The 19902-nt window shown below is 71.9% G+C and carries 16 protein-coding genes and 1 tRNA gene; 7 read left to right on the plus strand and 10 right to left on the minus strand.

Annotation, left to right across the window (positions count from 1 at the left end; genetic code table 11):
- Positions 1-5: 5 nt before the first annotated feature.
- From rpmE to argS, 7 genes are all read right to left on the minus strand, one after another.
- Positions 6-221, minus strand: coding sequence for a 50S ribosomal protein L31 (rpmE, locus tag KG111_RS11565; RefSeq protein ID WP_205292588.1), 216 nt, complete (start codon positions 219-221; stop codon positions 6-8).
- 197 nt (positions 222-418) lie between these two features.
- Positions 419-2587, minus strand: coding sequence for a transcription termination factor Rho (gene rho / locus KG111_RS11570; protein ID WP_205292587.1), 2169 nt, complete (start codon positions 2585-2587; stop codon positions 419-421).
- Between the two features lie 212 nt (positions 2588-2799).
- Positions 2800-3717 carry a homoserine kinase gene (thrB, locus tag KG111_RS11575; RefSeq protein ID WP_205292586.1) on the minus strand — a complete coding sequence of 306 codons (918 nt, stop codon included), beginning with the start codon at positions 3715-3717 and terminating at the stop codon, positions 2800-2802.
- 13 nt (positions 3718-3730) lie between these two features.
- Positions 3731-4828, minus strand: a complete 1098-nt coding sequence (gene thrC / locus KG111_RS11580; protein WP_205292585.1) for a threonine synthase — start codon at positions 4826-4828, stop codon at positions 3731-3733.
- Positions 4829-4830: 2 nt separating this feature from the next.
- The gene (locus tag KG111_RS11585; protein ID WP_205292584.1) at positions 4831-6138 is read right to left on the minus strand and encodes a homoserine dehydrogenase; all 1308 of its coding nucleotides are present in this window, start codon (positions 6136-6138) and stop codon (positions 4831-4833) included.
- A gap of 131 nt (positions 6139-6269) precedes the next feature.
- The gene (gene lysA, locus KG111_RS11590) at positions 6270-7664 is read right to left on the minus strand and encodes a diaminopimelate decarboxylase (protein ID WP_205292583.1); all 1395 of its coding nucleotides are present in this window, start codon (positions 7662-7664) and stop codon (positions 6270-6272) included.
- 13 nt (positions 7665-7677) lie between these two features.
- Positions 7678-9366 (minus strand): arginine--tRNA ligase, encoded by a 1689-nt coding sequence (gene argS, locus KG111_RS11595; RefSeq protein ID WP_205292582.1) that lies wholly within the window; start codon positions 9364-9366, stop codon positions 7678-7680.
- 92 nt (positions 9367-9458) lie between these two features.
- On the opposite strand from argS, the gene KG111_RS11600 reads away from it, so the two are divergent.
- A tRNA-Arg gene (locus tag KG111_RS11600) sits at positions 9459-9534 on the plus strand.
- A 113-nt stretch (positions 9535-9647) separates the two neighbouring features.
- On the opposite strand, the gene KG111_RS11605 is transcribed toward KG111_RS11600, so the two are convergent.
- Positions 9648-10010: an ArsR/SmtB family transcription factor gene (locus KG111_RS11605; protein WP_249666098.1), complete on the minus strand. Its 363-nt coding sequence runs from the start codon at positions 10008-10010 to the stop codon at positions 9648-9650.
- A 100-nt stretch (positions 10011-10110) separates the two neighbouring features.
- Between KG111_RS11605 and arsM the strand changes: the two genes are divergently transcribed.
- The 5 genes from arsM (at position 10111) to rnhA (ending at position 14325) form a co-directional block, all read left to right on the plus strand.
- Entirely contained in the window at positions 10111-10962 is an 852-nt protein-coding gene (gene arsM / locus KG111_RS11610; protein WP_205292581.1) for an arsenite methyltransferase, read from the plus strand.
- Positions 10959-12038 carry an ACR3 family arsenite efflux transporter gene (gene arsB, locus KG111_RS11615; protein WP_205292580.1) on the plus strand — a complete coding sequence of 360 codons (1080 nt, stop codon included), beginning with the start codon at positions 10959-10961 and terminating at the stop codon, positions 12036-12038. The genes arsM and arsB overlap by 4 nt, the downstream gene beginning before the upstream one ends.
- On the plus strand, positions 12035-12496 hold the full coding sequence (locus KG111_RS11620) for an arsenate-mycothiol transferase ArsC (RefSeq protein WP_205292579.1): 462 nt from the start codon (positions 12035-12037) through the stop codon (positions 12494-12496). Before arsB ends, KG111_RS11620 begins: the two co-directional genes overlap by 4 nt.
- 144 nt (positions 12497-12640) lie before the next feature.
- Positions 12641-13849 (plus strand): formate-dependent phosphoribosylglycinamide formyltransferase, encoded by a 1209-nt coding sequence (gene purT, locus KG111_RS11625; RefSeq protein WP_205292578.1) that lies wholly within the window; start codon positions 12641-12643, stop codon positions 13847-13849.
- The gene (gene rnhA / locus KG111_RS11630; protein ID WP_205292577.1) at positions 13846-14325 is read left to right on the plus strand and encodes a ribonuclease HI; all 480 of its coding nucleotides are present in this window, start codon (positions 13846-13848) and stop codon (positions 14323-14325) included. The genes purT and rnhA overlap by 4 nt, the downstream gene beginning before the upstream one ends.
- Here the strand turns inward: rnhA and KG111_RS11635 are convergent.
- Together KG111_RS11635 and KG111_RS11640 are read right to left on the minus strand one after the other, a co-directional pair.
- Entirely contained in the window at positions 14312-15247 is a 936-nt protein-coding gene (locus KG111_RS11635; RefSeq protein ID WP_240196044.1) for an LCP family protein, read from the minus strand. The two genes, rnhA and KG111_RS11635, sit on opposite strands and share 14 nt — an antisense overlap.
- On the minus strand, positions 15247-15888 hold the full coding sequence (locus KG111_RS11640; RefSeq protein WP_205292576.1) for a hypothetical protein: 642 nt from the start codon (positions 15886-15888) through the stop codon (positions 15247-15249). The genes KG111_RS11635 and KG111_RS11640 overlap by 1 nt, the downstream gene beginning before the upstream one ends.
- Before the next feature lie 272 nt (positions 15889-16160).
- Between KG111_RS11640 and KG111_RS11645 the strand changes: the two genes are divergently transcribed.
- Positions 16161-19892 carry a multifunctional oxoglutarate decarboxylase/oxoglutarate dehydrogenase thiamine pyrophosphate-binding subunit/dihydrolipoyllysine-residue succinyltransferase subunit gene (locus KG111_RS11645; RefSeq protein ID WP_249666099.1) on the plus strand — a complete coding sequence of 1244 codons (3732 nt, stop codon included), beginning with the start codon at positions 16161-16163 and terminating at the stop codon, positions 19890-19892.
- Positions 19893-19902 lie beyond the last annotated feature (10 nt).

Genomic DNA, 19902 nt, shown 5'->3' on the forward strand with positions numbered 1-19902 from the left:
ACGGGCTACTTCTTGGCAGCCTTGGCGTAGCGGGCCTCGAAGCGGGCCACGCGGCCGCCGGTGTCGAGGATCTTCTGCTTGCCGGTGTAGAACGGGTGGCACTGCGAGCACACGTCCGAGCGGATGACGCCGGACGCGACGGTGCTACGGGTGGTGAACGTGGCGCCGCAGGTGCAGGTCACCTCGGTCGGCACGTACTCCGGGTGGATGTCCTTCTTCATGGGTGTCCTCTCAACAGGGGGTCCGGGTCGTCACACGCCGATGCGGACGTGAACCGGAGCCAACGGGTGATCTTACTTCTCGGCGAGACCCCGCCCAAACCGGCGCGGCCGGGCGGTCCACCCGGAGGTCTCAACCAGATCTGGCGGCGCGGTGTTCCGCCCCGCTCAGCGCTCCGTGCGCACAGCCGCTCAGCCGCTCAGCCGCGCGCCGCTCGCTGGCGGCGCAGCAGCAGCTCGTAGTTCGTCTGGGTCCCGCGCAGCTGCTCGAGGAGGTCCTCCGCGCCCTGGCGGCCCTCCTCCGCTGCCAGCTCGCGCCGCAGGGCACCGAGGACGGCGACCTCCTCGCTCGCCAGCAGCAGCTCCGCACGTCGCGTGCCCGAGGCCACCGGGTCGATCGCCGGGAACACCTCGCGCTCGGCCAGCTCCCGACGGAGCCGGAGGCGCCAGTTCGCCGTACCGGTGAACTCGTCGTAGATCGCCTCGTCCAGGCGCGAGCCGGTCTCCACCGATGCCGTCGCCAGGATGGTCAGCGAGCCGCCGTTCTCGATGTTGCGGGCCGCACCGAACAGCTTCTTCGGCGGGAACAGCGCCGCGGCGTCCACTCCCCCGGGCAGGATCCGCCCCGACGCCGGCACCGCGAGGTTGTAGGCACGCCCCAGCCGGGTGAGGCCGTCGAGCAGCACGACGACGTCGTGGCCGAGCTCGACCAGCCGCTTGGCCCGCTCGATGGCGAGCTCGGCGAGCGTGGTGTGGTCGGTCGCCGGCCGGTCGAAGGTGCTGGCGATGACCTCGCCCTTGATCGCGCGCTCGAAGTCGGTGACCTCCTCGGGACGCTCGTCGAGGAGGACCACCATGAGGTGGCACTCGGGGTTGTTCGCGGTCAGCGCGCCGGCGATCGCCTGCAGCGTCGTCGTCTTCCCGGCGTTGGCCGGGGACTCGATGACTCCTCGCTGGCCCTTGCCGACCGGAGCGACCAGGTCGATGACGCGGCCGGTCAGGTTGTCCGGCCCGGTCTCCATGCGCAGCCGCTCGTCGGGCGAGACCGGGGTGAGGGAGTCGAAGTCCACCCGGTGCTTGGCCTGCTCGGGCTCGACACCGTTCACGGTGTCGATGCGCACCATCGGGTTGAACTTCTCCCGCCGCTCGCCCTCGCGCGGCTGGCGGACCTGGCCGGTGATCGCGTCGCCGCGACGCAGGCCGTAGCGGCGCACCATCGACAGCGACAGGTACACGTCGTCGGCACCCGCGAGGTAGCCGCTGGTCCGCACGAACGCGTAGTTGTCGAGGACGTCGAGGATGCCCGCCGCCGGGACGAGCACGTCGTCCTCGCGCACCTCGGTGTCGGGCTCGCGGCTGCCTGCGCGACCGGTCCGGTCGCGGTCGCGACCGCGGCGACGGCGGTTGCGCCGGCTGCCGCCCTCGCCGTCGTCGTCGTGGTCGTGGTCGTCGTGGTCGTCGTGCCCGGCACGCGACTGGTCCCCACGGCCCTCGTTGCGGTCCTGCCTGTCGTGCTGCTTCTCGGACCGGCCGTCCTGCTTGCCGGCGGACTGCTTGTCGGCCCGGCCGTCCTGCTGGCGGCCGTCCTGCTTGCCGTCCTGCTTGCCGTCCTGCTTGCCGTCCTGCTTGCCGTCCTGCTTGCCGTCCTGCTTGCCGTCCTGCCGGCCGTCCTGCTTGTCCTGCACCTTGCCGTCGGCCTGCTTCTCGGACCTGCCGTCGGCCTGCTTGTCGGACTTGGTCTCGGGCCTGCCGGAGCGGTCCTGGGCACCGCGGCCGCCCTTGCCCTGCGACTTCGCCCCGCCGCCCTCGGCCTCGTCCCGGCGGTCCCTGCCGTCGTTCTTGGCGTCGTTCTTGGCGTCGTTCTTGGCGTCGCCCTTGGTCGCGGCGGGGTCGGGCTCGCCGGCCTTGGCGGAGGTGTCGTTGCCCGCCCCGACGGACGCCGCGGCGGCGTCGTCGCCGGAGCCGGGCGCGGTCTCGGCGGCGGGGCGCGCACCCCGGCGGGTGCGCTCCCGTCGGGTCACCTCGACGCGCGGCTTGTCGGACTGGGGCGCGGGCCGCTCGGCCGGCGCGGACGCCGCGACCGGCGCGGACGCCGCCTCGGCCGGCTGCGCCTGACCGGACTGTCCGGACTGGCCCGACTGGCCCGCCTGGCCCGACTGGCCCGCCTGGGCGCCGCGGATCGCCTCGATCAGCGCCGCCTTCTTCATCCCGCCCGCCCCGGCGATGCCCATCCCCGCGGCCATCGCCTTGAGGTCGGCCAGGAGCATGGCGTTGAGCCCGCCCCCGCGCTTGCGCGGAGCCTTCGTCGCGGCGTCCGGCGCGGTGCCGGACGGAGCGGAGACGTCAGCGGGGTCCAGAGATTCGGTCACGTGAGTCCTTCCCACGTATCACGCACGTCCGATCCGGGTTCACCCGGCGGAACGGCAGCTGGTCTGAGTCCTGCACAGCCGGACCGAAGCAGAGCGAGACCGTTCGGAACCGGCCGAGCCGGTGGAGAAGGCCGGGCACCGAGGGCGCCGGCCGGGCGCCGAGTCACGACGCAGCGTCAATGTACCACCCGGATCAGCCCCGCAGCGGGAGATCACCGAGCGTCGGCGAGCGCCGCCCCGACGTGGCTGATCGCGACCTGGTGCATCGCCCAGCCGCTCGGGCAGCGGGCGGCCAGCGCGGCCGAGGACGCCGTACCCACGCCCTCGGTGAAGGCCAGGACCGTCGGGCCCGCACCGGAGACGACCGCCGGCACGCCCTCCGCGCGCAGCGTGTCCACCAGCTCCAGGCTCTCGGGCATCGCCGGGCGGCGGTAGTCCTGGTGCAGCCGGTCCTCGGTGGCGCGCAGCAGCTCCTCGGGACGGCCCGAGAGCGCGGCGACCAGCAGGGCCGCGCGGCCCGCGTTCGCAGCGGCGTCCGCGTGCGGCACCTGGGCGGGCAGGAGCCGGCGGGCGGCCGCGGTGGAGACGGGCGAGGGCGGCACGAAGACCACGGCGCTGACCCTGGGGTCGACCGAGCCGGGGACGGCGAAGAACACCCCGTCGGCGTCCTGCCCGGAGATCACGAACCCGCCGAGCATGGCCGGGGCCACGTTGTCCGGGTGGCCCTCCAGCTGCGCGGCCAGGTCCAGCAGCGCGGTGTCGCTCAGCAGCAGCCGCCCGCCCGCCACCAGCTCACGGGCGAGCCACACGCCGCCGACGATCGCCGCCGAGGAGGAGCCGAGTCCTCGCGCGTGCGGGATCACGTTGGTGCACGACAGCCGCAGGCCCGCGGGCGAACGCCCCAGCCGGTCGAACGTCGCCTGCATCGCGCGGACGACGAGGTGGCTCTCGTCGAGAGGCACCTCACCCTTGCCGTGACCGTCCACCTCCACGGACAGGCCGCCGGAGGTCACCTCGGCCTCCAGCGTGTCGCGCAGGTCGAGTGCCAGGCCGAGGGTGTCGAACCCGGGGCCGAGGTTGGCCGAGGTGGCCGGCACGCTGACCCGCACGGGCCCGTCGACGAAGGTCATCGCCGGACCGGGCTCAGAGGCCGGCCGCGCGCGCGGCCGCGTCGACGTCCGCGTCGACGACGGTCTCGGGCAGCACCAGTCCCTCGAGGGCGGTGGTGATGTCCTTGAGGCCGTGGCCGGTGACGGTGATCGCCACCGTGGCCCCGGCGTAGGACTCCCCCGCCTCCAGCTCGGCGAGGATGCCGGCGATGCCGGCCGCCGAGGCGGGCTCCACGAAGACCCCGTCCTTGGCGGCGAGCTGCTTCTGCGCGGCGAGGATCTGCGCGTCCGAGACGGCGGCGAACCGCCCGCCCGACTCGTCGCGGGCGGCCTCGGCGAGCTTCCAGGAGGCGGGGTTGCCGATCCGGATCGCGGTGGCCGCGGTCTCGGGCTCGGGGAACGGCTCGCCGGTGACCAGCGGAGCGGCACCTGCGGCCTGGAACCCGCGCATCACCGGGCGCTTGGTCGCCCGCCCCAGCGCGGCGTACTGCGTGTAGCCCAGCCAGTAGGCCGAGATGTTGCCGGCGTTGCCGACCGGGAGCAGGTGGAAGTCGGGGGCGTCGCCGAGGAAGTCGACGATCTCGAACGCGGCCGTCTTCTGCCCCTCGAGGCGGGCCGGGTTGACGGAGTTGACCAGCGCGACCGGGTAGCTCCAGGCCATCTCCCGGGCCATCCGCAGGCAGTCGTCGAAGTTGCCGCGGACCTGGATGACGAGCGAGCCGTGCAGCACCGCCTGCGCCATCTTGCCCGCGGAGATCTTGCCCTCCGGCACCAGCACGATGGGGGTGACCCCGGCCTTGGCGGCGTACGCGGCCATGGAGGCGGACGTGTTGCCCGTCGAGGCGCACACCACGGCCTTCGCGCCCTCGTGCACGGCGACCGAGAGCGCGGTCGTCATCCCGCGGTCCTTGAAGGAGCCGGTGGGGTTGTTGCCCTCGACCTTGAGCCAGACCTGAGCGCCGGTCAGCCCGGAGAGCCAGTCGCTGTGCACCAGCGGGGTGCCGCCTTCGCGCAGCGTCACCGCCGGGGTGTCCTGCGGGATGTCGAGGAGGGTGCGGTACTCCTCGATGACGCCGCGCCACTGGCCGTTGGCCTGGGCGTTGGGGGCTGCTGCCTGGCTGGTGTCGCTCATGCTCACTCTTCGGTTCCCTCGACGCGCATCACCGAGGTGACCTCGCGCACGATCTCCATGTCCCGCAGCTGCTCGACGGTCGCGGCGAGCGCCGCGTCCGTCGCCTCGTGCGAGACCACGACGAGCTGGGCGTCGTTGCCCCGGCCCTCCTGACGAACGGTCTGGATCGACACCTCGTGCTCCGCGAACGCGTGCGCGACCGCGGCCAGCACGCCGGCGCGGTCCTCGACGTCGATGGCGACGTGGTAGCGCGTCCGGGTCTCCCCCATCGGCAGCACGGCACGGTCGGCGTAGACGGACTCGCCGACGCCGCGGGTGCCCTGGCGGTGGTGCCGCGCGACGCTGACCAGGTCGCCGAGCACGGCGCTCGCCGTCGGCGCGCCGCCGGCGCCGGGGCCGTAGAACATCAGCTGGCCGGCGGCCTCGGACTCCACGAAGACGGCGTTGTAGGCCTCGCGCACGCTGGCCAGCGGGTGCGAGCGAGGGATCATCGCGGGGTGCACCCGCACGCTCACGCCCGGGTCCTCCTCGCCGGCGGCGGGGACCAGCTCGGCGATGGCCAGGAGCTTGACGACGCTGTCCATCTCGCGCGCCGAGCGGACGTCGGCCGCGGTGACGTCGGCGATGCCCTCGCGGTGCACGTCGGCGGCGGTGACCCGGGTGTGGAACGCCAGGCTGGCCAGGATCGCGGCCTTGGCCGCGGCGTCGAAGCCCTCCACGTCGGCAGTCGGGTCGGCCTCGGCATAGCCCAGCGCCTGCGCCTCCTCGAGGGCGTCGGCGAAGCCGGCACCGGAGGTGTCCATCTTGTCGAGGATGAAGTTCGTGGTGCCGTTGACGATGCCCAGCACGCGAGTGACCTTGTCGCCGGCCAGCGACTCCCGCAGCGGGCGCAGGATCGGGATGGCCCCCGCGACGGCGGCCTCGTAGTACAGGTCGCGCCCGGCCTTCTCGGCCGCCTCGAACAGCGTCGCGCCGTCCTCGGCGAGCAGGGCCTTGTTGGCGGTGACCACGGAGGCGCCGTTCTCCAGCGCCGAGAGGATCAGCGTCCGGGCGGGCTCGATCCCGCCGATGACCTCGATCACCACGTCGACGTCATCGCGGGCCACCAGGCCGGCAGCGTCCGTGGTGAGCAGCTCGGCGGGGACGTCGACCTCGCGGGGCGCGTCGATTCGTCGTACGGCGACGCCGGCGAGCTCGACGGGAGCACCGACCCGGGCGGCCAGGTCGTCGGCCTGCTCACCGATGAGGCGCACGACCTGCGACCCGACGGACCCGCAGCCGAGCACGGCGACCTTGAGGGGACTGTTCACGTAGCAAGGGTATCGGCGCACGGACCGGAGTCCGTCACGGCCATCGGTCGCGGACACCCCGGCGCCCGGTCCACCGCTCGGGCGACGGCGCGGGAGGGGCTCGCCACCGCGGCAGCTCCCTGAGTCGGACCTCAGCCGAGGTCGGTGGCGAGCAGGTCCTCCTCGGTCTCGCGACGCACGATCACGCGCGCGGCACCGTCCTTGACCGCGATCACCGGCGGTCGCAGGGCGTGGTTGTAGTTCGAGGACATGGACCGGCAGTAGGCACCCGTGCCCGGCACGGCCAGCAGGTCGCCGGGGGCGAGGTCTGCGGGCAGGAACTCGTCGCGCACCACGATGTCGCCGGCCTCGCAGTGCTTGCCGACGACCCTGGCGAGCACGGGCGGCGCCTCGGAGCGCCGGCCGGCCAGGGTGCAGGAGTAGTCCGCGTCGTACAGCGCGGTGCGGATGTTGTCGCTCATCCCGCCGTCGACGCTGATGTAGGTGCGCACGGCGCCGGCATCCAGGGTGACCTGCTTGACCGTGCCCACCGTGTAGACGGTGCACATCGCCGGTCCGACGATGGCGCGGCCCGGCTCGATGGACAGCCGCGGCCGGTCCACGCCGAGCGAGCGGCACTCGGTGTCCACGATGCGCCGCATCCCCTCGGCGAGCAGCGCCGGGGTGCTCGGGTCGTCCTGCGTGGTGTAGGCGATGCCGAAGCCGCCACCGAGGTCCATCTCCGGCAGGGCGAGGCCGAGCTCGTCGCGCACCTGCGCGTGCAGCGCGAGGACGCGACGTGCGGCGATCTCGAAGCCGGCGGTGTCGAAGATCTGGCTGCCGATGTGGGAGTGCAGGCCGAGCAGCTCGACCCCCGGGGCGGCGTGCAGCCGGCGCACCGCCTCCAGCGCGTCGCCGGAGGCGATCGAGAACCCGAACTTCTGGTCCTCGTGCGCGGTGGCGATGAACTCGTGGGTGTGGGCCTCGACACCGGCCGTGACGCGGACCATGGTGCGTGCGGTCAACCCCGTGTCGGCGGTGATCGAGGCGAGGCGCTCGACCTCGGTGAAGGAGTCCACGATGATCCGCCCGACTCCCGCCGCGACGGCACGGCGCAGCTCGGGGACCGACTTGTTGTTGCCGTGGTAGCCGATGCGGCGCGGGTCCAGCCCTGCCCGCAGCGCGACGGTGAGCTCCCCGGCCGAGCAGACGTCGAGGAGCAGGCCCTCCTCGTCGATCCAGCGGGCGACGGCGGTGCTCAGGAACGCCTTGCCGGCGTAGTAGACGTCGAAGTCGGAGAAGGCGTCGCGGAACGCACGGGCCCGGCTGCGGAAGTCGTCTTCGTCGAGGACGTAGGCCGGGGTGTTGTGCTCGGCGACCAGGTCCGCGACCGGGATGCCGCCGACCACCAGGTCACCGGCGTCGGTCTTGTGCGCGGTGCTCGACCACAGCTGCGGCACCAGGGCGTTGACGTCGGTGGGGGCCTGCAGCCAGGCGGGACCGCGCAGGGCGCCGGGCGCGTGCGCCCAACCGGCTTCATGCGTCATCGCAGGTCCCCGCTCACATCCGCTCGGGCGCCGAGACGCCGAGCAGGTCCAAGCCGTTGGCGATCACCGTGCGGGTCGCCACCACGAGGGCCATCCGGGCCTCGTTCGCGGCGCTCACCGGCTCGTCGCCCTGCGGCAGCATCCGGCACTCCTTGGTGTCGTACCACTTGTTGAACACCGAGGCGGTGTCCTCCAGGTAGCGCGCGACACGGTGCGGCTCACGCAGCTCCGCAGCGCTGGCGACGACGCGGGGGTACTCGGCCAGCGCGCGCAGCAGCGCGCCGTCGCGCTCGTGGTCGAGCAGCGCGGGGTCGAAGCCGTTCTCGGCGCCGGGCTCCAGGTCGGGCAGCCGCATCCCGAGGTCGGCGGCGTTCGCGAGCATCCGACACGTGCGCGCATGGGCGTACTGCACGTAGTACACGGGGTTGTCGTTGGAGGCCTTGGTGATCTCGGCGACGTCCAGCACCAGCGGCGAGTCGGCCGGGTAGCGCGCCAGGGAATAGCGCAGCGCGTCCACCCCGATGTCCTCGGCGAGCTCGTTGAGCGTGACGATCGTGCCGGCACGCTTGGAGAGCTTGAGCTCCTCGCCGTCGCGCAGGATCTTGACCAGCTGGCCGATCATCACGTCCAGGGTCTTCGCCGGGTCGTCCCCGACGCACGCGGCCATCGCCTTGAGCCGGCCCACGTAGCCGTGGTGGTCGGCGCCGAGCAGGTAGATGCAGTGGTCGAAGCCGCGCTCGCGCTTGTTGAGGTAGTAGGCGGTGTCGGAGGCGAAGTAGGTCAGCTCGCCGTCGGACTTGATCAGCACCCGGTCCTTGTCGTCGCCGAAGGTGGTGGTGCGCATCCACAGCGCACCGCCCTCCTCGTAGACGTGGCCGAGCTCCTTGAGCCGGGCCAGGGTCTCCGGCACCGAGCCCGACTCGTGCAGGGACAGCTCCGAGAACCACACGTCGAAGTGGGTGTTGAAGGCGTCCAGCGTCTCGCGCTGCTCGCGCAGCTGCACCTCGTAGCCGGCGGCGCGCACGGCCGCGCGGCGCTCGTCGGCGGGCAGCTCGAAGATCCCCGGGTGCGCCTCGCCGACCTGGCGCGCGAGGTCGTCGATGTAGGCGCCGGCGTAGCCGTCCTCGGGCTTCGGCTCCCCTAGCGCGGAGGCGATGATCGAGTCGGCGAAATGGTTCATCTGCACGCCGCGGTCGTTGATGTAGAACTCGCGGGTGACCTCGGCGCCGGCCGCGTCCAGCACCCGGCCGATCGCGTCGCCGAGCACCGCCCAGCGGGTGTGGCCCAGGTGCAGCGGACCCGTCGGGTTGGCGGAGATGAACTCGATGTTGATCCGCTGCCCGGCGAGCACCTCGGTGCGTCCGTACGACGCCCCGGCGCGCACCACCTCGGCGGCGACCCGGCCCTGGGCGCCGGCCTCGACGCTGACGTTGAGGAAGCCGGGGCCCGCGACCTCGACCGCCGCGACGCCGTCGGCCGCGCGCAGCCTCTCCGCGATCAGCTCGGCGAGGGCACGCGGGTTGGTGCCCGCCTTCTTGGCCAGCTGCATCGCCACGTTGGTGGCGTAGTCGCCGTGCCCCTTCTGGCGCGGGCGCTCCACGTTCACCTCGGTCGGGACGCCGTCAGGGAGGGCCAGGGCCCCCTCCTCGCTGAGCGCGGTCAGGACGCCGACGATGGTGCTGGAGAGCTGAGCAGGAGTCACCTGCGAAGAGTATCGGCGGGTGCCGGTTTCCCCCGCACCGATGTCGCCCGGTAGTGTTCCGCAACGCGTCAGGAGAACGATCGACGACGCATGCCTCCGTAGCTCAGGGGATAGAGCACTGGTTTCCGGTACCAGGTGTCGCAGGTTCGAATCCTGCCGGAGGCGCCACCACCACGACATGGCTGTGCAGCAACAGGCAGCCGCTCGCGAAGACGAAGGCCAGGAAGCCGCTGAGGGCTCCTGGCCTTCTCTCATCTCTCGACCGCGCAGGACGCTGTCGGTCAGGGCCTCAGCGCTCGACTGAGCGACTCGAGCGTGCCGTCGACCAGGCGGTAGAAGGCCCAGCGTCCGCGCTGCTCACGGACCACGAGCCCAGCGTCGACGAGCTGCTTCATGTGGTGCGAGACCGTCGGCTGCGAGAGACCCACCGGGTCGGTGAGGTCGCAGATGCAGGCCTCGCGCTCGGGCTGGGCGGCGATGAGCGACAGCAGCCGGACTCGGGTGGGATCCCCCAGCGCCTTGAACGTCTTCGCGAGCTGCTGCGCCTGGTCGACGTCCAGCACACCGCCGACGACGGTCGAGCAGCACGCGGCCGCATCGACGCCATCGACAGCGTCGACAAGGGGCAGCTCGGAGGTGGTCACGGGCCCAGTGTGCCAGACGTATTGACATCTCTCGATGTATCGACGAATCTCGATGCATCGACACCCTTCGATCCGATCACGGCACCGAGGAGCACCTGCCATGAGCACCACCGACCCCGCTACCGACCGCGCTACCGACTCCGCTACCGACTCCGTCACCGACGTACGCGAGGAGGTCCGTCGCCGCTACGCCGAGGCGGCGACCGCCGTCACCCGCGGCACGACGAACGCCGAGCTCAACGACGCCCTCCAGGTCGACGACAACTGCGGCACGTCGTCGTGCTGCAGCGGTGACGTCGCTGTCGACGAGTCCTTCGGCGCCGCGCTGTACGCCGCCGACGACCAGGACGCCCTGCCCGCCGAGGCGGTCGCGGCCAGCCTCGGCTGCGGCAACCCGACCGCGGTCGCCGACCTGCGTCCTGGCCAGCGGGTCCTCGACCTCGGCTCCGGCGGCGGCATCGACGTCCTGCTCTCCGCGCGCCGGGTCGGTGGGACCGGGTTCGCCTATGGCGTCGACATGACCGACGAGATGCTGGACCTCGCCCGGGCCAACGCCGCGAAGGCGGGGGCGACCAACGTGGAGTTCCTCAAGGGCACCATCGAGGACGTCCCGCTCCCCGACGCCTCCGTCGACGTGGTGATCTCCAACTGCGTCATCAACCTCTCGGTCGACAAGCCCCAGGTCATCTCCGAGATGTTCCGCGTGCTCACCCCGGGTGGTCGGATCGGGATCTCCGACGTCGTCGCCGAGGACCACCTCACCCCGTCCGAGCGCGCCGCGCGTGGCTCGTACGTCGGCTGCATCGCCGGCGCCCTGTCCCGCTCCGAGTACCTCGACGGGCTCGCGGCGGCCGGGTTCGTCGACGCCGAGGTCGAGCTCACCCACGAGGTCGTCCCCGGCATGCACGGCGCGATCATCCGCGCCACCAAGCCGGAGCAGCCGGCCACGTGACCCAGACGACGGCTGAGGCGCCCGTCGCCCGGCGCCTGTCCACCCTCGACCGCTACCTGCCGGTGTGGATCGGGGCAGCGATGGCCGTTGGGCTCCTGACGGGTCGGTGGACCCCCGTCGTGGCCGATGCCCTCGACGCGATCAAGGTCGGCTCGATCTCCGTGCCGATCGCGCTCGGGCTGCTGGTGATGATGTACCCGGTGCTGGCGCGAGTCCGCTACGACGAGGTCGGTCCCGTCGCCCGCGACAAACGGATGATGGTGCTGTCGCTGGCGCTGAACTGGCTCCTCGGGCCGGCACTGATGTTCGCCCTGGCCTGGCTGCTGCTGCCCGACCTGCCCGAGTACCGCACCGGCCTGATCATCGTCGGCCTGGCCCGCTGCATCGCCATGGTCATCATCTGGAACGACCTGGCCTGCGGCGACCGCGAGGCCGCTGCCGTCCTGGTCGCGATCAACTCCGTCTTCCAGGTCCTCGCCTTCGCGCTGCTCGGCTGGTTCTACCTCGACCTGCTGCCCGGCTGGCTCGGCCTGTCCGCCACCGGTCTCGACGTCTCGCCATGGCAGATCGCCGGCAGCGTCGGAGCCTTCCTCGGCATCCCGCTCGCCGCCGGCTATCTCACCCGCCGCATCGGCGAGGCCCGGCGCGGACGCGACTGGTACGAGCAGGCCCTCCTGCCGCGCCTGGGCCCGTGGGCGCTGTACGGCCTGCTGTTCACCATCGTCGTGCTCTTCGCCCTCCAAGGCGAGACGATCACCGCCCAGCCGCTCGACGTCGCCCGCATCGCCCTCCCCCTCGTCGCCTACTTCGCGATCATGTGGGTCGGGTCCCTCCTGCTGGCCCGCTGGATCGGACTCGGGTACGCCCGGTCCACGACCGTGGCGTTCACCGCGGCCGGCAACAACTTCGAGCTCGCCATCGCCGTGGCGATCGGGGCCTTCGGCGTGACCAGCGGGCAGGCCCTCGCTGGCGTCGTCGGACCGCTCATCGAGGTCCCCGTCCTCGTCGGCCTGGTCTACGTCAGCCTCTGGGCACGCCGTTTCTTCCCCGACACCGCGCAGGAGACAGCCCCATGACCGATCACCCCAGCGCCGAGGCGCCCCGCGTACGGCAGGTGGTCTTCGCCTGCGTCCGGAACGGCGGCCGCTCCGTCATCGCCCGCGTGCTCACCGAGCACTACGCCCAAGGCGCCCTCATCGCCCTGTCGGCCGGCACCCGACCCGGAGAGCACATCCACCCCGAGGTCGCCACCGCACTCGAGAAGCTCGGCCTCGACACGTCCCGCGAGCAGCCCGAGCACCTCACCACCGAGATGGTCGCCGCCAGCGACCTCGCCATCACCCTCGGCTGCGGCGAGGAGTGCCCCTACGTCCCCGGCGTCGCCTATCGCGACTGGGCCGTCGACGACCCCGGCGGCCAGGACGAGATCACCGTCCGTCGCATCATCACCGACCTCGACGCCCGCGTTCGCGACCTCGTCGCGGAGCTCGCTCCCGAGGTCGACCTCCCCGCCAGCGTCGTCGTCGACGTCTGACCGCCCCCTCCGAAGGACGACGCGGGGTCGTGGGCCGCACAACCTCCGGCACAGGGGCCGGCCCCGCCGGGCTTGCCGTCCTCGCAGGCCAGGGCAGTACGTGAACACGCCGCCGCACCGGGAGGCGGCCTAGAGTGGACGCCCGTGACGATCTTCGGAACCCCCCTGTCCCCGCACGCCACCCGGGTGCTGCTCCTCGGCTCCGGCGAGCTCGGCAAGGAGCTGGTGATCGAGCTCCAGCGTCTCGGTGTGGAGACGGTGGCGGTCGACCGCTACCCGGGTGCGCCGGCGATGCAGGTCGCGCACCGCAGCCACGTCATCGACATGCTCGACCCGGCCGCCGTGCGTGCGGTGATCGAGGCGGAGCGGCCGCACTGGGTGGTGCCGGAGATCGAGGCCATCCACACCCCGACCCTGCTGGAGCTCGAGTCCGAGGGCGTCACCGTGGTGCCGACCGCGCGCGCCACGCGGCTGACCATGGACCGTGAGGGCATCCGGCGCCTGGCGGCCGAGGAGCTCGGGCTGCCCACCTCGCCGTACCGCTTCGCGGACAGCCTGGCCGAGCTCGAGGACGCGGTGGCCACCATCGGCACCCCGTGCGTGGTGAAGCCGGTGATGTCCTCCTCCGGCAAGGGCCAGTCGGTGGTCCACACCCCCGCCGACGCCCGGACGGCCTGGGAGCACGCCCAGGCCGGTGGACGCGCCGGCGCCGGACGCGTCATCGTCGAGGGCTTCGTCGACTTCGACACCGAGATCACGCTGCTCACCGTCAAGCACGCCGCGACCGACGGCGGGGCCGACGTGATCTCGTTCTGCGCCCCGATCGGGCACACCCAGGTCGACGGCGACTACCGCGAGTCCTGGCAGCCCCAGGCGCTCTCCCCCGCCGTGGTGGCGCGCGCCCAGGAGGTCTCGGCCGCCGTGGTCGCCGACCTGTGCGGCGAACGCGGACGCGGGCTGTTCGGGGTCGAGCTGTTCGTGCGCGGCGAGGAGGTCATCTTCTCCGAGCTCTCACCGCGCCCGCACGACACCGGCCTGGTCACCCTGGTCTCCCAGGACCTCTCCGAGTTCGCGCTGCACGCTCGCGCGGTGCTCGGCCTGCCGATCCCCACCATCACCACCCGCGGCCCGGCGGCGTCCTGCGCGGCGGTGTTCGAGGGCGAGGTCCTCGCGCCCCGGATCGCCGGCGTCGTCGAGGCGCTGGCCGTGCCGGACACGAGCGTGCGCCTGTTCGGCAAGCCCGCCGTGTCGGGCCGGCGCCGGATGGCGGTCGCGCTCGCCCTCGGCGAGGACGTCGAGCAGGCGCGTGAGCGGGCCCGCACCGCCGCGGGTCTCCTGGAGCTCGTGCCGTGACGCAGACCGTCACGATCCACACCGACGGCGCCTGCCTGGGCAACCCCGGCCCCGGCGGCTGGGGCGCGGTGCTGCGCTACGGCACCCACCTCAAGGAGCTGTACGGCGGCGAGCCGCAGACCACGAACAACCGGATGGAGCTGATGGCGGCGATCGTCGCCCTCGAGGCCCTCAACCGGCCGGCGAGCGTCGACCTGCACACCGACAGCAGCTACGTGCGCAACGGGATCACCTCGTGGGTGGCGAAGTGGAAGGCGAACGGGTGGCGCACCTCGGCCAAGGCGCCGGTCAAGAACGACGACCTGTGGCGCCGCCTCGACGAGGCGGCCGCGAGGCACGACGTCACCTGGCACTGGGTCAAGGGCCATGCCGGCGACCCGGGCAACGAGCACGCCGACCGGCTCGCGGGCCTGGGCGCCCGCGAGGCCCGGGACGCCGCAGGCTCGGGCGCGGGGCTGGGCGTCAGCAGCGCTTGAGCGTGGCGTCCTTGCGGGCCTCACGCCCGTAGCGCTTGGCGACCGCGGTGTTCGGCAGCACCACGCTGGCACCGCCGACGTTGCCGATCGAGCCCGGCAGCACACAGGTCCTCACCTTCGCCGGGTCGACCTGGGCGACCGCCTGGGCGAGGCGGAACAGCTCAGGCGCCGAGACTCCCCTGGTGTGCAGGTTCTTCAGCACGCTCAGCACCCCGGCCTCGATGAACCCCGGGCGCGCCGCCTTCGCCGCGACCTTGCGCTGGATCCCGCGCAGCACGCGCTGCTGGTTGGCGGAGCGGTCGAAGTCGCCGCCGGGAAGCGACTTGCGCACCCGGGCGAACTCGACGGCCTTCATGCCGTTGATCTTGATCCGGCCGGCCGCCCAGCCCTGGGGGTGGAGGCTAGAGTCGGAGAAGGCGCGCGGGTTGTTGACCGTGATCCCACCGATGCCGCGGATCAGGTTCGCCAGGCCGCTGAAGGTCGCCACCATGACGTAGTCCGGCTGGATCCCGACCAGGTTGCCCACGGTGCGCCCGAGCAGGTTGGGCCCACCGAAGAAGAGTGCGGCGTTGACCCGGTTCGAGCCGACCCCGGGGATGGGCACCCAGCTGTCGCGCGGGATGCCGATCGCGGTAGCGGCCCCGGTGCGGGAGTTCAGCCCGATGAGCTGCAGCGCGTCGCCACGGGTGCGCAGCGGGTCCTCGCCGGGGCGGGCGTCCGAGCCCACCGCGAGGATCCAGACGACGTCGGGGTCGACGTCGACGGCCTCCGCCTTCTCGACCTTGACCAGCGTGAAGTCCACCGGCGCCCGCGTCGAGTCGGGCACGACCAGCGCGACCAGGCCGAGCACCAGGCCCAGCACCGCGGTCCGGACCACCTTGCGCATCGTCAGCTTTCGGATCGTCAGCGTGCGCATCCTCATCAGTCCCCCTCGTCGCGGCGGACGTCGTACCCGAAGACCCGCCACTTGCCCTTCAACGGTGTCAGGAACAGCCGCCCGGCGACCACGTCGGTGCGCTCGGGCTCACCGGCCAACGTCATCGTGATCCTCACCCGAGCGGTGGCGCCGATGGCCCGGCCGCGAGCCGCGACCAGGTCGAGACCCAACGTGCTCGCGGTGATCGTCGCGGACTCCAGGTCCGCGCCGCTCGCCGCGTTGCTCATGATCGCCGGCTGCTTCAGCGCCAGCTCGCGGGCCTCGGTGGTGAAGTCGGCGAAGGCGGCGGTGACGTCGGTGCGCGGGAGGTCGCCGACGTAGGCACCGTCGACCCATGCCTGCACGATCTTGGTCGCGGCGGCGAGCACCTCCGCCCGACGCGCGTCGGAGAGCCGGCCGCTGACCTTGCCGATCCGGGCGGTCGTGGTCACCGGCGCGGACTCGCTCGCCTGGGCCGATCCCGAGGACGGCGCCGGCTTCGGCTCGTCGTCGCCGGAACAGGCGGCGAGGGTGAGCACGAGGCAGGTCGCCAGCAGGCTCGCGCGCCCGGTAGCCAGCAGGCGCGACGCGCCGACGCCGGCCCGTCGCCGCCACCCGCCCGGAGCGGGATCGATCCTGCGCAGCATGGTGTGGCTCCCCTCTCGATCGCCTCTGGATCGGCTCTGGATCGGCTCTGGATCGGCTCTGGATCGCCTCTCGATCATCCCGGTTCCGCTGCTCGCGGGCCACCGGTCGGCGCCGCCTGACGGGGCGCCGCGAAGCGTGTCCGACCTCACCCTGCCCCAAAGGGGACCCGCGGGGCGGCATTTGCTTCGGCATGGGACTAACGTTGTCCAGCGACAGCCACCCGCTATCGGCGGCGGGTCGGTCCAGCTCATCGGAAGAGGCGAAGCACGTCGTGACGCAGTCGTCGGACCAGTCCAACGGTTCTCCTGCAGTTCCCCCTGACTTCGGAGCCAACGAGTGGCTCGTCGAGGAGATGAAGGAGCAGTTCGAGGCTGACCCCGGGAGCGTGGATCCGGCCTGGGCGGCCTACTTCCGCTCCGAGGGCGGTGGTACGGCGACCAAGACCGCCGCACCGGCCCGCAGCTCCGCTGCGTCGAAGGCCGCCGCGCCCGCCCCGGCGAAGGCCGCGGCACCGGCTGCGAAGCCTGCGGCCGCGCCGACGCCGAAGGCCAAGCCGGCGCCGCAGACCAGCCCTGCCTCCTCCACCACCCCGGCTCCGCCCAAGGCCGACGCCGCGAAGCCGACGCCGAAGGACGCGCCGAAGCCTGAGCCGGTGCAGGCCCAGGACGAGCCGACGGTGACCGTGCTGCGCGGCATCCCCGCGGCGACGGCGAAGAACATGGACGTCTCGCTGTCGGTGCCGACCGCGACGTCGGTGCGCAACATCCCGGTGAAGCTGCTGTGGGACAACCGCATCGTCATCAACAGCCACCTCAAGCGCGCTCGCGGCGGCAAGGTGTCGTTCACCCACCTCATCGGCTACGCCATCATCAAGGCGATCAAGGCCCAGCCGGCGATGAACAACACCTACACCGAGGTCGACGGCAAGCCCGCCATGGTGACCCCGGCGCACATCAACCTCGGCCTGGCGATCGACCAGCAGAAGAAGGACGGCACCCGCCAGCTGGTGGCGCCGTCGATCAAGGCCTGCGAGTCGATGGACTTCGCGCAGTTCTGGACGGCGTACGAGGAGATCGTGCGCAAGGCCAAGGACAACAAGCTCACCATGGAGGACTACTCCGGCACGACGGTGAGCCTGACCAACGTCGGTGGCCTGGGCACCAACAACTCGGTGCCGCGGCTGATGGCCGGCCAGGCCGCCATCATCGGCGTGGGCTCGATGGACCTCCCGCCGGAGTTCCAGGGTGCCTCCGAGGAGACGATCGCGCGCAACGCGATCTCCCGGATCCTGACGATGACGTCCACCTACGACCACCGGGTCATCCAGGGCGCCCAGTCGGGTGAGTTCCTGCGCCAGGTGCACCAGTACCTGCTCGGCGCCGACGGCTTCTACGACGAGATCTTCCGCGCGCTGCGCATCCCCTACGAGCCGATCCGCTGGAACGCCGACATCGCGACCTCGCACGACGACGAGATCGACAAGCAGGCGCGGATCCTCGAGCTCATCCACTCCTACCGCGTGCGCGGCCACCTGATGGCCGACACCGACCCGCTGGAGTACAAGCAGCGCAGCCACCCGGACCTGCGCATCGAGTCGCACGGCCTGACGCTGTGGGACCTCGACCGGGAGTTCCCGACCGGCTCCTTCGGCGGCGGCGACCGCCGCTTCATGAAGCTGCGCCACATCCTGGGCATCCTGCGCGACTCCTACTGCCGCACCACCGGCATCGAGTACATGCACATCATGGATCCCGAGCAGCGGCGCTGGATCCAGGAGCGCGTGGAGCAGCCGCACACCAAGCCGCCGCGCGAGGAGCAGCTGCGGATCCTGCTGAAGCTGAACCAGGCCGAGGCGTTCGAGACGTTCCTGCAGACGAAGTTCGTCGGCCAGAAGCGGTTCAGCCTCGAGGGCGGCGAGACCACCATCCCGGTGGTCGACGAGATCGCCGAGGCCGCCGCGCAGTCGGGCCTCGACGAGGTCTGCATCGGCATGGCGCACCGCGGCCGGCTCAACGTGCTGGCCAACATCGTCGGCAAGTCCTACAACCAGATCTTCCGCGAGTTCGAGGGCAACATCGACCCGCGCACGGTCCAGGGCTCCGGCGACGTGAAGTACCACCTCGGCGCGGAGGGCGAGTTCGTCGCCGGCACCGGCGAGACCATCAAGGTCTCGGTGGCGGCCAACCCCTCGCACCTGGAGACCGTCGACCCGGTCCTGGAGGGCATCGCCCGCGCCAAGCAGGACGTGCTCGACCGCGGTGCCGAGTTCCCGGTGCTGCCCGTGCTGGTGCACGGCGACGCGGCCTTCGCGGGCCAGGGCGTGGTGGCGGAGACGCTCAACCTCTCCCAGCTGCGCGGCTACCGCACCGGCGGCACCATCCACCTGGTCATCAACAACCAGGTCGGGTTCACCACCTCGCCGGGCTCCTCGCGCTCCACGCTCTACTGCACCGACGTCGCCCGGATGGTGCAGGCGCCGATCTTCCACGTCAACGGCGACGACCCCGAGGCGTGCATCCGGGTGGCGCGGCTGGCGTTCGAGTACCGCCAGCAGTTCAACAGCGACGTGGTCATCGACCTGGTCTGCTACCGCCGCCGCGGCCACAACGAGGGTGACGACCCGTCGTACACCCAGCCGCTGATGTACGACCTGATCGAGCAGAAGCGCTCGGTGCGCAAGCTCTACACCGAGTCCCTGATCGGTCGTGGCGACATCACGATCGAGGAGGCCGAGCAGGTCCTGCGCGACTACCAGCAGCAGCTCGAGCGCGTCTTCACCGAGGTGCGCGAGGCGACTGCCGCGCCGTCGGAGTGGACCACCGTGCCGGACTACCCCGACAAGCCGGCCGGCGAGACCCAGACCGCGGTGCCCAACGAGGTCCTCAAGCGGATCGCGGACGCCTACGTCAGCCCGCCCGAGGGCTTCACGGTGCACCCCAAGGTGATGCCGCAGCTGCAGCGTCGTGCCGCGGCGATCGCCGACGGCCCGATCGACTGGGGCACCGGCGAGATCCTCGCCTTCGGCTCGCTGCTGATGGAGGGTCGCCCGGTCCGCCTGGCCGGCCAGGACTCGCGGCGCGGCACGTTCGTGTCCCGGTTCGCGACCGTGATCGACCGGCACAACGCCGACGAGTGGACTCCGCTGGCCAACCTCACCGAGGACCAGGCCAAGTTCCACGTCTACGACAGCCTGCTCTCGGAGTACGCCGCGCTCGGCTTCGAGTACGGCTACTCGGTGGCCCGCCCCGAGGCGCTGGTGCTGTGGGAGGCGCAGTTCGGCGACTTCGTCAACGGCGCCCAGTCGGTGATCGACGAGTACATCACCTCCGGCAAGACCAAGTGGGGCCAGGACTCCGGCGTGGTGCTCCTGCTTCCGCACGGCTACGAGGGCCAGGGCGCGGACCACTCCTCGGCCCGCATCGAGCGGTTCCTGACCCTGTGCGCGGACGAGGCGATGGTCGTCGCGCAGCCGTCGACCCCGGCGTCGTACTTCCACCTGCTGCGTCGCCACTCGCTCGGCGAGGAGCACAAGCCGCTGATCGTCTTCACCCCGAAGTCGATGCTCAAGCGCAAGGAGGCGGCGTCGCAGCCCGGCGACTTCACCTCGGGCGCCTTCCGCAACGTCATCGGCGACGACACCGTCGACCCCGCCAAGGTGAGCACCGTGCTGCTGGTCTCGGGCCGCCTCACCTGGGACCTCGTGGTGGAGCGCAAGAAGTCCGAGCGCGAGGACGTCGCAATCGTCCGGGTCGAACAGCTCTACCCGTGGCCGGTCGAGGAGATCAAGGCCGAGCTCGACAAGTACCCGAACGCCAAGGTGCGCTGGGTGCAGGACGAGCCGTTCAACCAGGGCCCGTGGCCGACGTACCACCTCAACGTGGTGCCCCAGCTGGGTCGCGAGGTCGAGCCGGTCACCCGGGCGGCGTCGTCGACCACCGCGGTGGGCACGGCCAAGCGCCACCTCGAGGAGGCGAAGGTGCTCATCGGGCAGGCCTTCGCCTGATCCGGGGACG

This window comes from Nocardioides faecalis (assembly GCF_018388425.1).
Classification (GTDB): domain Bacteria; phylum Actinomycetota; class Actinomycetes; order Propionibacteriales; family Nocardioidaceae; genus Nocardioides; species Nocardioides faecalis.

Excerpts from the sequence above, each read along its gene's own strand:
- KG111_RS11620 (WP_205292579.1), top strand. The coding sequence starts at position 12,035 with ATGACCGATCACCCCAGCGCCGAGGCGCCCCGCGTACGGCAGGTGGTC.
- lysA (WP_205292583.1), bottom strand. The coding sequence starts at position 7,664 with ATGACGCATGAAGCCGGTTGGGCGCACGCGCCCGGCGCCCTGCGCGGT.
- rpmE (WP_205292588.1), bottom strand. The coding sequence starts at position 221 with ATGAAGAAGGACATCCACCCGGAGTACGTGCCGACCGAGGTGACCTGC.
- thrC (WP_205292585.1), bottom strand. The coding sequence starts at position 4,828 with ATGAGCGACACCAGCCAGGCAGCAGCCCCCAACGCCCAGGCCAACGGC.
- KG111_RS11635 (WP_240196044.1), bottom strand. The coding sequence starts at position 15,247 with ATGAGGATGCGCACGCTGACGATCCGAAAGCTGACGATGCGCAAGGTG.
- thrB (WP_205292586.1), bottom strand. The coding sequence starts at position 3,717 with ATGACCTTCGTCGACGGGCCCGTGCGGGTCAGCGTGCCGGCCACCTCG.
- KG111_RS11640 (WP_205292576.1), bottom strand. The coding sequence starts at position 15,888 with ATGCTGCGCAGGATCGATCCCGCTCCGGGCGGGTGGCGGCGACGGGCC.
- arsM (WP_205292581.1), top strand. The coding sequence starts at position 10,111 with ATGAGCACCACCGACCCCGCTACCGACCGCGCTACCGACTCCGCTACC.